This window comes from Peribacillus simplex, assembly GCF_900156045.1.
Classification (GTDB): Bacteria; Bacillota; Bacilli; order Bacillales; family DSM-1321; genus Peribacillus; species Peribacillus simplex_D.
On record NZ_FTMX01000011.1, the window covers coordinates 58,364 to 71,626 of the forward strand.

Annotated in this window: 13 protein-coding genes; 11 read left to right on the plus strand and 2 right to left on the minus strand. The window is 41.2% G+C overall.

Going from position 1 to position 13,263, the window contains the following annotated elements; all coding sequences use genetic code 11:
• Positions 1-12: 12 nt before the first annotated feature.
• The 6 genes from BW986_RS25875 (at position 13) to BW986_RS25900 (ending at position 7,299) form a co-directional block, all read left to right on the plus strand.
• Positions 13-1,731, plus strand: coding sequence for an adenine deaminase C-terminal domain-containing protein (locus tag BW986_RS25875; RefSeq protein ID WP_076372205.1), 1,719 nt, complete (start codon positions 13-15; stop codon positions 1,729-1,731).
• A 182-nt stretch (positions 1,732-1,913) separates the two neighbouring features.
• Positions 1,914-2,111: a hypothetical protein gene (locus tag BW986_RS25880; protein WP_076372207.1), complete on the plus strand. Its 198-nt coding sequence runs from the start codon at positions 1,914-1,916 to the stop codon at positions 2,109-2,111.
• A gap of 664 nt (positions 2,112-2,775) precedes the next feature.
• Positions 2,776-4,680: an endonuclease MutS2 gene (locus BW986_RS25885; RefSeq protein WP_076372209.1), complete on the plus strand. Its 1,905-nt coding sequence runs from the start codon at positions 2,776-2,778 to the stop codon at positions 4,678-4,680.
• Positions 4,681-4,974: 294 nt separating this feature from the next.
• Positions 4,975-5,403: an Rrf2 family transcriptional regulator gene (locus BW986_RS25890; protein ID WP_076372211.1), complete on the plus strand. Its 429-nt coding sequence runs from the start codon at positions 4,975-4,977 to the stop codon at positions 5,401-5,403.
• Positions 5,404-5,469: 66 nt separating this feature from the next.
• Entirely contained in the window at positions 5,470-6,375 is a 906-nt protein-coding gene (locus BW986_RS25895) for an NAD(P)/FAD-dependent oxidoreductase (protein WP_076372213.1), read from the plus strand.
• Between the two features lie 294 nt (positions 6,376-6,669).
• A complete protein-coding gene (locus BW986_RS25900; protein WP_076372215.1) occupies positions 6,670-7,299 on the plus strand; it encodes a class I SAM-dependent methyltransferase in 630 nt (209 codons plus the stop codon).
• A gap of 364 nt (positions 7,300-7,663) precedes the next feature.
• On the opposite strand, the gene BW986_RS30460 is transcribed toward BW986_RS25900, so the two are convergent.
• Together BW986_RS30460 and BW986_RS25905 are read right to left on the minus strand one after the other, a co-directional pair.
• Positions 7,664-7,807 carry a hypothetical protein gene (locus tag BW986_RS30460; RefSeq protein WP_179086173.1) on the minus strand — a complete coding sequence of 48 codons (144 nt, stop codon included), beginning with the start codon at positions 7,805-7,807 and terminating at the stop codon, positions 7,664-7,666.
• A 10-nt stretch (positions 7,808-7,817) separates the two neighbouring features.
• A complete protein-coding gene (locus BW986_RS25905) occupies positions 7,818-8,801 on the minus strand; it encodes a DMT family transporter (protein ID WP_076372217.1) in 984 nt (327 codons plus the stop codon).
• A 134-nt stretch (positions 8,802-8,935) separates the two neighbouring features.
• On the opposite strand from BW986_RS25905, the gene BW986_RS25910 reads away from it, so the two are divergent.
• The 5 genes from BW986_RS25910 (at position 8,936) to BW986_RS25925 (ending at position 13,212) form a co-directional block, all read left to right on the plus strand.
• Complete coding sequence (locus BW986_RS25910; RefSeq protein ID WP_076372219.1) at positions 8,936-9,832, plus strand: LysR family transcriptional regulator; 897 nt, start codon at positions 8,936-8,938, stop codon at positions 9,830-9,832.
• Between the two features lie 273 nt (positions 9,833-10,105).
• Complete coding sequence (locus BW986_RS30465) at positions 10,106-10,282, plus strand: hypothetical protein (protein ID WP_179086174.1); 177 nt, start codon at positions 10,106-10,108, stop codon at positions 10,280-10,282.
• A gap of 601 nt (positions 10,283-10,883) precedes the next feature.
• Positions 10,884-11,582, plus strand: coding sequence for a hypothetical protein (locus BW986_RS25915; protein ID WP_076372221.1), 699 nt, complete (start codon positions 10,884-10,886; stop codon positions 11,580-11,582).
• 114 nt (positions 11,583-11,696) lie between these two features.
• Positions 11,697-12,641: an RNA polymerase sigma-70 factor gene (locus BW986_RS25920; RefSeq protein WP_311316577.1), complete on the plus strand. Its 945-nt coding sequence runs from the start codon at positions 11,697-11,699 to the stop codon at positions 12,639-12,641.
• A gap of 109 nt (positions 12,642-12,750) precedes the next feature.
• The gene (locus BW986_RS25925; protein ID WP_076372224.1) at positions 12,751-13,212 is read left to right on the plus strand and encodes a carboxymuconolactone decarboxylase family protein; all 462 of its coding nucleotides are present in this window, start codon (positions 12,751-12,753) and stop codon (positions 13,210-13,212) included.
• The last annotated feature ends 51 nt before the right edge of the window (positions 13,213-13,263 follow it).

The window sequence follows — 13,263 nt, forward strand, 5'->3', positions numbered from 1 at the left end:
GGAGGGTAAGTTATGCGAATGGATATGCTTGTAAGAGATATCAACGTGTTTAACAGCTATTTTAAAAGATTCATTAAAGGGAATGCAGCCATCAAGGATGGAAAGTTCTATTATATTGGAAACCGGGAATTGGATGCCTTCGAGTCGGATCGAATCGTCGATGGGCAAGGGAAGTATATGGTTCCAGGCCTGATCGATATCCATCTCCACATTGAAAGTACGATGGTGACGCCTGCGACTTTTTCCTACGGGTTAATCAAGAATGGCGTGACGACGATCGTTCCGGAACCGCATGAAATGGCCAATGTTTTCGGAATTTCCGGTGTGAAGGAAATGATCAAAGCGAGTAAAGATTGCGTAGCGGATATGTTTTATGCCATCCCGAGTTCCGTTCCTGCCACATCGATGGAAACAACAGGCGGTTCTATCGAAATAGATGATATAGATGAATTGATGCAAACCGAGGACATTAAATGTCTCGGCGAGATCATGAATTACTATGAGGTCATAACCGACCCGGATTGCAAAACGAATAAGATTTTGTCCCATATCCGTTCCCGTTATCCAGATCTGATCATAGAGGGGCACGTTCCAAAGCTGCTCGACTTGGATTTGCAGAAGATTGTTTATGCCGGAGTGAATTCAGACCATACACACCAGACCGTGGAAGGGATGGATGCGAGGATCGCTGCCGGGATGTTCATTGAGATTCAAGAAAAATCAATGACTGAAGAAGTGATAGATTACTTGAAGGAAAATCAGGTGGATGAGCATTTCTGCTTTGTCACCGATGATGTCATGACCGACTCTTTCCAAAACAGGGGACATCTGAATGTCCTTTTAAAGAAAGCCATTCAAATGGGGATGACTCCGGAAAAAGCGATATATGCATGCACCTATACACCTGCACAGCGGATGAGGATGTATGACCGGGGCGCCATTGCACCTGGAAAAACGGCAGATTTCCTGCTGCTATCGGACTTGGAAACATTTGAAATTGAACAAGTATACAAAACAGGTGAGCTCGTTTATGAATCTTCACGGCCATATGTGCAAGAAGTGAAGGAAAGACAATTTCCTGGGCATTTCTATCAAAGCGTGAAGCTTGCCGAACTTACGGAAAACGATTTTACCATCACAATCCCGGAACAGCTTGAACGCAGCAAGTGCCGGATCATAAACGTGCAGAATGGTTCTACTTTCACATCTGAAACCCATGATCGTTTAGGTGGGAAGAATGGTCAATTATGCTGGGAAGAAAGCCCTTATGGTTTAATCGCCACATTCGAACGATATGGGAAAAACGGTAATCGGGCGCACGGGTTGATCACCGGCGATGTCTTGAAGCGTGGAGCGGTCGCCACAACCTATTCGCATGATAACCATAATCTCCTGGTGATTGGCCATAATAAGCAGGATATGATGATGGCCGCGAACGAAGTAATAAGGAAGCAAGGCGGAGTCTGCTGCGTTGAAGACGGCAAGGTCCTATCCATGATTCCTCTTCCGGTAGGGGGGATCCTTTCCGAAGAGCCAATGGACATCGTATCAAGGCAGGTTCAGCACCTGACAGATGCACTTAAATCGTTAGGCTACGAACATTATAATGTCATCATGTCATTAAGCACCTTATCGCTTCCTGTCAGTCCGGCCCTGAAAATAACCGACCATGGATTAATCAACGTGAATGAAGGGAAAACAGTCCCTCTCATAATGAGTGATGAAGCTTAAACCGCAAAGGGGATTATCCACTGGATAATCCCCTTTTTTTAATGGCGAAACAGGCGTCAAATGTTAGCTGCACTTGTAAGACGCACACTCTCTTATCGTATTTAATTTTCATATATTTTCCATAATGTGAAAGATATGATAAAATAGAGGGACAACTGAGGATAGAGTGGGAGGTCACTGTTTTGCTTTTCCATCTAATTATAGATGGGAAAGGGGGTGGCCGTATGATGCATTTCTTATTGAACTTAATTACAGATATGGGTAAAGAGATATTTGTTGCTGTAGCAACCAGTCTAATCCTGTCTGCGTTCGCCAAGAAAAGGAAAAAGAACCACTCATCCTCGCAAGATCGCAGTGGTTCTTCTTCTGACCAAGATTAAATTGTTTAGAAAAGTGATCGCTCACTCTTGCAGTTGTCACCCTCATGTTACCAGCATGGGGGTGTTTTTAGTTTATGTTAATATAAGGATATCATACCCCAATTCTAATGTAAATATTCAGAACTGAAAAGGGGAGTTACTGAAGCATTATGGCTGTTAAAGCCAATACCCCCTTGGTTACATGAATAGATTCGAAGGATGGCAAAAAAATGAATTGACTCTTTCTTACTGATATGGTATGTTAATTCCAATCTAAGAAAAGGTGTGGTGTTTTATGTCGGGAGTAGGTATCAACTAATTTAGTTGAATAAGGTATTTAATCACTGGTATGCCAGTGGATTAAGTATGCCTTTTTTCACAGTGCAATTCTGCATTGTGAATACCTACCTTAAGACTGCTTCCTTTTCCATAAATCGTGTAACATGCAGGTGTTACGGCGAAAAGCATGGTGGGATTTGTCCTATCATGCTTTTTTGTGTACGCAGGTCTATTCGAGCTGCCCAATTTGTTATCGATTTTAGGTACTTATCCATAGATAAGGCCGATGCCCGCAGGAGCTTTCTACTCAAATGGCTTGTTCATTTGTAAAGGTAGGGGGACCATTGCGGGCATTTTTTTGGATTCGGGAATTTTAATCACTCACTCATTCAAGGAGGATCATGAGATGAATACAATGACTTATGAAAAATTACAATATATCCAACTCAAGGAAATGGTGAAAAACCATTGCGTAAGCGGTTTAGGAAAAGCGTTATTGGATCAGCTTAAGCCGAGCAGCATTTTGAAAGTCGTTAAAAATCGTTTGAACGAGACAACGGAAGCAAGGAACTTACTGAATGCGGAAAGCCATATTCCCTTGAAAGGCATTTCACATATTGGACTCCATATCGACAAACTGGAAAAAGGAATGATTTTGGAGCCGTCAGAGTTAGTGGCGATAGCAGACTTCTTAAGAGGCTGCAGGAATATCAGGAAATTCATGATCGATAAAGAGTTCTTTGCACCAACACTGCATTCCTATGCCCGGTCCATGACTGAATTCAGGAGCATTGAAGAAGAAATCCAATTCACCATAAAAGGAAATGCTGTTGTTTCCGAAGCAAGCAAGGACCTGAAACGGATCAGGAACCAAATCATCAAGACAGAAAGTAAAATAGAGGAACGGCTGAATAAGTTCTTGAAGAGCGGAGCCAATAAAGAGTTCATTCAGGAATTTTTCATCAGTAAAAAGGATGATCGCTACACAATTCCGATCAAAGCTTCCTATAAAAATCAAGTGGCGGGAACGATTGTGGAAGTATCTGCAAAAGGGGCTACCGTGTTCATCGAACCTGCCTCGGTGACGAAATTGAATGTAGAATTGGCCAGTTTAAAAGCGGAGGAATCGATGGAAGAGTATCAACTTTTGGCCACATTATCCGGAACGGTTTTCGAACAGCTGAAACCGATCAAGATAAACATCGAGTTAATCAGTCAATATGACATGATCTTCGCAAAAGCCAAGTTCAGTAAAAGCATGGATGCCATCGAACCGAAAATCAATGATCACGGTTATATTAAATTACAGGGCTGTAAACATCCCCTTTTGCCGCAGGACAGCGTACCTTTGGATTTTGAAATCGGGAAGGACTATCGCAGCTTGATTATTACAGGCCCTAATGCAGGGGGTAAAACAGTCGTCCTGAAAACGATCGGCATCCTTACATTGGCCGTCATGTCAGGGCTGCATGTTGCCGGGAAAGAAGGAACGGAGCTTGCCGTCTTTGATCAGGTATTCGTCGATATCGGTGATAATCAAAGCATTGAAAATGCACTGAGCACGTTTTCATCGCATATGAAAAACATCTCGGAAATCATGGGGGCATTAACCAATAACTCCTTGCTGCTGTTCGATGAAATCGGGAGCGGAACGGAACCGAATGAAGGAGCCGCATTGGCGATTGCCATCCTTGAGGAATTTTATCAGAGGGGCTGCATAACCGTCGCGACCACCCATTATGGTGAAATCAAGCGCTATTCTGAAATACACAGTGATTTCATGAATGCGGCCATGCAATTCAACAGTGAAACACTTGAGCCAAAATACAAGCTGTTGATCGGTCAATCCGGGGAAAGCAATGCCCTCTGGATAGCCAAAAAAATGAATGTTCGTGAACAGGTCCTGCAAAAGGCAAAGCTCTATATCGACAATAAAGACTACGACTTGGAGCGTGTCGAGGAAGGTAAAATCAAAAAAGCGAAGCCAACGGCCGTTCCTAAGGAAGCATCCTATGAATATGAAGTCGGTGACAAAGTGAAGGTAAGCGAACTGAATGGCTATGCAATCGTTTATAAGAAAAAAGATTCTTACAATAATGTCACCGTTCTTTTCGAAGATACCTTCAAGGAGGTTCATGCCAGTAGGCTCGAGTTGGAAATAAAGGCCGTCGATTTATATCCTGAAGGCTATGATCTCAATACTTTATTTGTTAGCTACAAAGAAAGGAAATTGAACCACGACCTTGAACGGGGGTCAAAGAAAGCGCTAAAGAACGTAGCAGCGGATATCCGGAAGAAGCTTGGTGAATAACCTGATGTAAAAACCAACATCGGCAGGGTATGAGTTCTGTATTTACAGGGGCTCATACCCTTTAATTTTCCCTTGATTTCTCGTGTGGATCATTATCAGTCACATCTATTGCATGACCAAACATTTTAAAAAGGAATATATAATGGGAATGTACTGTTGTTTAAACAAGACAAGATTTTGGAAGGATGATCGATCGTTAGGTGAGGTAAAAAAGTTTGCGGTTTTTTGCAGCTTGAGTTACAATCAATTACGGATATTAAAAGTCTGTAATAGTTTTAATTATGAGGTGCATCAATGAAGTATTCAAAGGCAACCAATTATGCACTACATACAATGGTGCATTTAACGATGGAACCGAAAGGTCAGGCGGTAAGCGTGGATCAGCTGGCGTACATGCAAGATTTGTCTCCGACGTACTTGTCGAAGATTTTGACGAAGCTTGTGAAGGCAGGATTAATTGAATCAGTGCCAGGGGCAAAAGGCGGCTACAGCATTTCACGACGCGCACAGGACATTTCGTTTCTGGATGTTATTGAAGCGGTGGAGGGTCAGTCGGTGCTGTTCAACTGTGCGTTTGACCATGACGAAAGCGAGTGTATAATTGAGCGCGTGATGTTCGAGGCGGAAGGCAACATGAAGAAAGAACTGGCTGGACGAACGATTCAAAGCATTGCGGAGCAGATAGAAAAAAAACATGGTCATGAGACAAAAAAAGAAAAATAAATTTTTTTACACAAATTAAGGATATTAAGGGTCTCTAATAGATTTTATAAAGAAGGAGTGTTTCATGTGCTGGATTGTGTAATCATTGGCGGAGGACCTGCAGGACTGAATGCCGCATTGGTCATGGGGCGTGCTGGACGGAAAACAATTTTGTTTGATGAGGATAAACCCCGTAACCGGGTGACGCAGGAGTCGCACGGATTTATCACACAGGATGGGGTAAAGCCGTCAGAGTTCAAGAAGCGGGCAAGAACGGATGTCCAGAAATACCCGTCCGTCTCCATTAAGGAGGAGCGGGTGGAGATTATTGAAAAAGCCAGTGGGGTGTTCCGGATTCAAACGAAAGGCGGAACGGATTACATGGCGAAAAAAGTGCTTCTTGCAACAGGTCTTCGGGATGTTTTGCCGGAGATTCCAAGCATACAGAATGTATACGGAACGAGTGTTTTCAGCTGTCCGTTTTGTGACGGCTGGGAAATGCGGGGCCAAGCATTGGCGGTGATTGCAGAAAATGAACGGGCTTCTCATATGGGAAAACTGTTGTCAAACTGGAGCGATGATGTAATTGTGTTTACAAATGGCTATCAGATGCTTGATGAGGAGAAGGATATCTTGGCTAGGCAGAACGTGACAGTCGTGGAAGAAAAGATTGAAGGTGTTGAATCGAAAGGAGGGCAGCTGACATCGATCCGGCTGCAAAGCGGACAGGAAATCAAAAGGGAGGCAGGGATTGTGGTGATGGACTTGGTGCAGTCTGCTCCTTTTGCGGAACAGCTCGGCTGCGAGATCACTCCAAACGGCGGGATTAAAGTGGATTCATTTGGGCGAACAACGGTTGAAGGAGTATATGCATGCGGAGATACATCACTCAGCACGCCTTCCCAGCTGGTCATTGCTGCGGCGGAGGGCAATAAAGCGGCCGCTGGACTCATCATGGATTTAGTTGAAGCTGCATTTCTTTTGGAGGCATAAAAATCCTTGACTGCATAAGAGTATTTTTAAAAAGAAAAAGCTCTTTTCGTTAACATTGTTGTTTTTAAAACGAAACGATTTAAGGTTGATTGGAGTGGAAGTGCGAGACTCCTGCGGGAGCAGCGGGACAGGTGAGACCCCACAGTCGTTCACGTCGAGGAGGCTCACCGCCCGCCCCGCGGAAAGCGAGCATTGGAGGGGAAATCAACCACACCGCATTACTTGGTGAATAGCAACAAAGTATGCGAAAACAGCCAAAGAAAAAGAGCTAATATTTGTAAAGGGGATTGAGGCATGACAGAATTCTGGGAATCAAGTTTTATAGAAAATCAAATGATGTGGGGATTTGAACCTTCAGACTCCGCAATCTTGGCAAAGGACTTTTTCTTTGAGAATAAAGTTAAGGATATATTGATTCCTGGTATTGGATATGGCAGAAACGCAAAGGTATTTATTGAAAACGGAATAAATATAACAGGTATTGAGATTTCAAAAACAGCGATACATTTGGCAAGGCAAAATGGGCTTAATAATAGTATTTTTCATGGTTCGGTAACCTATATGCCTTTTGATGACAAACTTTATGAGGGGATATTTTGTTATGCGCTTATTCACTTATTGAATAATCGTGAGAGAGATAAGTTTATTAAAGATTGCTATAATCAGTTAAAGCCAAACGGATATATGATTTTTACTGCTATTTCAAAAGAAGCCCCGATGTTTGGCAAGGGCAAACAACTAGGTAAGGACTATTTCGAGATAATGGAAGGGGTAAAAATGTTTTTTTATGATTCCGATTCGATAAAACAGGAATTTGGAAAATATGGATTGATCGATTCTTCGGAAATTGTCGAGCCGCATAAGAATATGGAAAATAAACCTCCATTTAAATTTACAATGATAAAATGTCAAAAAGAACTATAATACAAGTACATTGAAAAAAGGGCATGTTTTGATCAATCATTTTTCAACGCATGCTCTTTTCTATTTGCTCGCGGCCGCCGACAAAGTGAGGGTAATCCAATTGTGGATGTGCAATCGTTTATAAGAAAAAGGATTCATGGATGATGACGTCGTTCTTGTGAATGGTACGATCATCAAAAATGCAAAAAAGCCTCTCTAAAAGGCTTCAGTTATTCGATCAAAATTTTAAAAAGTAGATTGGAGCGGGTGTTCGGGACTCCCGCGGAAAGCGAGTGCCCTACGTTCCAATCAGCGTTCAAATTGTCTACAGTCTGAAGCCTATCCAATGACAGGCTTTTTTGCGTTGTATTGCTAAAAGGCTATTTTACTGAACTCTTTTACTTCTATCATGATATAGATTAATTAATTCTGCATTTTGCTCATTCATCTTTTTTACATTCTTATTAATCGTGGCCAATTCCCACAGTACAGCTAATCCAAAGATTAGCATAAGCGTTAATAAATCCATCGTTGCCCTCCTATTGATGTTGTGTACCTTCAATTAAATGATTCTTTTCACTTGGATTCATTTTCTCAACTCGGGAAGGCAAGTTTTTTCTTTGATAATAATTGTTTTGAATCAATGCATATATCACTAAAAAAGTTCCCAGTAATTCGGATGATGTTAGTGATTTTCCTTGGATAAAAATGATGACCAACGTTGTTATTGGAACTAAATTGATAAATAGGATTCCATTGATAGGCGTTAAAAGTTTAATGCCTAAATTCCAGCTTAAAAGGGCAATGGCTCCAGGGAAAATAATCATGAAAATCATTTCGCCATAAATGGATTGCATAACTTCTGCTGTAGGGACAGACAGGCCCATTGCAGTTGCGAGGAATGTTATGATTGCTGATACTGCAGTTCCTAAGATGCACGTTAAAGTCGAATAGCGAAGTGTTGACCATCCATTAAATTGGTCGCCGCCCATCGTATATATAACCCAGCCTATAACCCCGATGAGAATGAAAAGGATAGGGATGAGGCTATCTTTCAATAAAAATAGGAATGATATATCGCCATTGGTAATGACAAGAATGGCCCCTATCAAGGCAATGAACATGCTGGCGATGGTATACTTCATCGGTCTGGCATTTTTGAAAACCCACATTATCAAGACTGAAATCATGGGCATTAATGATTCCATGATGGAAGCGACAATCACCCCGTTATGTCCCAGTAAGTCTTGACCTGCGAAAATGAGAAAGTTGTATACAGTGAACGCCATCGTTCCAAAAAACAATAATTTCTTCCCTTTCCCTTCCAGGCTAAAAGCCTTCTTCCCTTCTTTAATTAAAAGCAATATCGTTAAAATTACGCTAACAGCCAAATATCGAAGAAAAGAGAAATAAAAAGGATCAATATACATTAAGGCCCTTTCTGCAACTGGAAACATCGCTCCCCAAGAAATGCTGGCTGTCAAACATAAAAGTGCACCGATTAAAACTTGATTTTTTTTCATAAAAGCTTCCCCTCAAAAATAATGATTGATTAAATTCCTATACACACCTTATGATAAAGTCATTATCATGTAAAATGACTTAAAATGAATATAATCATCATTATTAATGATAGTTGAGATAGGGGGGCACTTTTATGGAAATGCGGGATTTGCAAATATTCCAGTGCGTCGCTAAATATGGCAGCGTAAGTAAGGCGGCTGTTGAATTGAATTACGTCCAATCCAATGTAACGGCAAGGATTAAGCATTTAGAGCAGGAGTTACGGACGCCTTTATTCAATCGGCATAAACGAGGCATGTCTTTAACTGCAGAGGCTAGAAAAATGCTTGAGTATGTAAACAAAATTTTGCTTGATGTGGAAGAACTCAAGCAAGTATTCCTGGATAGTGAAACACCTACAGGGATATTGAACATCGGTACAGTTGAAACGGTCAGCGATCTTCCCAGGATTCTAGCCTCTTATTATAAACAGTATCCCAATGTCGATTTATCCATAAAGGCGGGGATAACCGAGGATTTAATTAAAGATGTCATCGAACATAGGCTGGATGGCGCTTTTGTTACAGGACCGATTAAACATCCGCTCATTCAGCCATACGATGTGTGTACAGAAAAACTTGTATTAGTTACAAGAAATGAAACATTTAACCTTGAAGAAATGATTACAGAACCATTTTTAGTATTCAGTCAGGGCTGTGGCTATCGCTCTAAACTGGAACAATGGCTGAAAGAGGAAGAAGTGATGCCCAAAAGGATCATGGAGTTCAATGTATTGGAAACGATCCTAACCAGCGTAACACTCGGCCTTGGCATTACCCTCGTACCCCATTCAGCGGTAAATCACCTTGCAGACCATGAAAACGTGCACGTGCATGCAATTCCGGAAGAATACGGCAATATCTCGACTGTCTTCATTCACCGTAAAGATGCTTATATGACAAACTCCATGAAAAGCTTCTTACTAACCATCGAAGCTCATCATGACAGCCGTTTTAAGCAAAATCCTGGAACCATTCCTGAGCTAATATGAAGCATATTCTTTACATAGAATGATGGAGGATCTTTGAAACCGATTATTAGGTGAATCTAACGATAACTTGGAAAAGCATTTGTGAATTATTTAGACAAAAAGCCAACGATTTCGTTGGCTTTTTGTCTGTACGATCATTTCAATTATCATACAGTCAAATTAAAGAAAAAATTCCCTTCTTAAACTAAACTGGTTGTTTAGCTAAAGAAAAATTGTATTACTTTTCATCAATTGGGAAAAAATAAAAATAATAGCGAGAAGGAGGGAACAAAGATGGAAGTAAATATGAGTGTTGAAGAAGTCGTGAATCAAATTTCTGAATTAGTAAAAAAAGAAGGGAAGCCACCTCGAAAGAAAGAGGTAAAGAAGTCAGATCCTGAGTTAATGAAAAATGCATTGTATTATTTTCCTAGTTGGGATACTGCAGTAGAACAGAGCATTGGATCGTAACCATAAACGATACATAAACATTTATTTTTGATAAGGCAAGGGAAGTTATGAAGGCCGCCAATTGGCGGCCTTTTGAACGTGATATTCTTTACATTAGGCTGTTTTTGCATACTTTGTTGCTATTCACCAAGTAATGCGGTGTGGTTGATTTCGCCTCCAAAGCTCGCTTTCCGCGGGGCGGGCGGTAAGCCTCCTCGGCGTGAACGACTGTGGGCTCTCACCTGTCCCGCTGCTCCCGAAGGAGTCTCGCACTTCCGCTCCAATCAACCTTAAATCGTTTCGTTTTAAAAACAACAATCTTATCTATCGAGTAGTTTAGTTGAATAAAGATATGGATGCATCAAAGGACTCCTGATCTCGATTAGGGAACTTTATTTCCGGCAAGCCCGTATTAATGTCGATGGCTTACGGATGCGTGAAGCGTTAACTGTTGAAAACGATTTCCTTAAAATTAGTAAATGGATCAATTTCATATTTTCTTTTCGGAAAGAGTGGAGCATCAATCATTTTTAAGTCTGATACTTGCAAAGAGGTATAGTGTAACTTTTTTTCATGTGGGACCGTATAATAATTTGTTAAAACACATGAAAAGAGGGTTCCAATGAAAAGGATATTGTTGATTTTGGCAGCCGTTTTTTTTGTAACAGGACTTAGTGCTTGTAACGGAGTCCAGGAGGAAAATAAGGAATCTCCACCAATTTCAGAAAAGCCAAATGATAATCCTAAGCAAACCGACGAACAAGCTGAAGATCCTCCAGGTGAATCGGTCGATCTGACAAAAGATCGGCCAACTACGAAAACGGATAGAATCATATTAGAAGGTATGGAAGAATCATTTCAATTCACGCTTCATCAAAGTCAGGCATTGGGATTCTCAACCTACATCGTGGATGACATGGTCGTTGAAGAGGCTAGTTCTGGTGAAGGAGATGCAATGATTGTTTTTGCAAATTTTGCAGGCAAGAGAAATGAGGATGCCAAAGTTCAAATATTTTCCAAAGAGGGTGCGAATGCGACAATAGAAGAACAGGCGGAGTTTGCGAGGGAAGTTGTGATAAGCAACGATTTTGAGATTAAACAGCGACCTGATAATGCGCCCAACCGATTTGATTGGTCTGAGGTTGAATTTGACATTAGTCAGAAGGGCAGTAATTATTCAATATTGGGTACAGTGTCGGTTTTTCAACATGGCGATCGGGTTTACTATGCGATCGTTCAATACCCGGAAGAATATGAAGAAGGCTTCATACCGCGGGTTGTAAAAATGTTTGATGATATCGTATGGTATGAAGCACCTTGATAATGAGCTAAAATTGGAAATGATTATCGATTTTGTCTACAGTCTGGGAGCAGCCCTTGCTGCTCTTTTTTATGTTGTTTGAATGACTGCTTTAAACCAGGTGAAGAAGGATAAGTGATTGGTTTAGAGAATAGTTATGGAATGGGTCATACATCTCAAAAAAACGAATTTGATAGAAAATGGGTGAAGCAAGTGGAGTTGGATACATTATATAAGACATATCAACCTTTTCTTTTTTCCATCGCATACCGGATGCTTGGATCGGTTACCGACGCAGAAGATATCGTTCATGATTTATTCCTGCATCTCAAGCTTGATACCGAACAAATTAAGGACTTGAAAGCATATCTTGCGAAAATGACGACAAATCGCTGTCTGAACTTTTTAAATTCAGCCCGTAAGAGAAGAGAGGTTTACACTGGACCTTGGCTGCCTGAACCCCGGGTAAACGAAACAGAGCAGCCTTTAGATAAGGTGGTAACGGATGAAACGGTTGCATATGCCTTCCTCGTTTTGCTGGAGCAGCTTTCACCTGTTGAAAGAGCGGTTTTCGTGCTTAGAGAAGCATTCGCTTACAGCTATGAAGATATTGCCGGAATGCTGGAAAAGAATGAAGTGAACTGCAGAAAGATCTATAGCCGGGCTAAGCGGAAATTACAGAATGATCTTCCAGTCCATCCGGAGGATACGAAACATATCGATCTTTTGGCAAAAAAATTCATAAAAGCATCTACGACAGGCAACATTGAGGAGTTTTTGGATATCCTTACAGAAGATGTTGTCCTTGTTACTGACGGCGGAGGAAAAGTGCTTTCTGCACTAAATCCGATTGTAAACAAACAGCGCGTATCCTCCTTTCTTAAAGGAATTTCTGCTAAAGGAAGTTTCATAGGAGAACTTCTTCCGGTGATGGTCAATGGTCAGGAAGGAATCTTGCAAATGAAAGACGGGAAGCCAGTCAAAGTCATCTGCTTTGAATTGGATTCAAAACAAAAAAATATCCGAAAAATCTTTATTGTTACCAATCCAGATAAATTAAAACATATTACTGTTCCTTAATAGGGGAGACTGAGGGCTCGATTACGGGCTCTCTTTTTTGTTTGTCACAAATCAAATCTCCATTTTGTCTTATAAGTGTAACCAAAAAGATTTGATGGAGGAGATAGACATGGAACAACGCATTAACTACATGAAGACAAATCGGGAAGTGGTCAAATTAATGATGGGATTGGAGGAGTACAAAAAAACAACGGGAATCGATGGCGAATTAATCGAATTGATTAAAATTCGCGCGTCTCAAATCAATGGCTGTGCGTACTGCTTGGATATGCATACAAAGGATGCCCGGGCAATGGGTGAAACGGAACAAAGAATTTACTGCTTGAGTGCTTGGCGTGAATCACCATTCTATTCTGAACCGGAAAGGGCAGCGCTGGAATTGACGGAAGCGGTCACGGCCATTTCTGCAAACGGTGTACCTGATGAACTGTATGAGCGGGTCCGCCTTCATTTTGATGAAAAACAATATATCGATCTCGTGACCATCATCATCACGATTAACGGCTGGAACCGATTGGCCATTTCAGCCCAAAACATCCCAGGGCACTATAAGCCTGTCATGCAAAAATAATTATGTTATTAAAATCGCTTGTATGGTTACGAGGGGTTCTATCTAAATTTT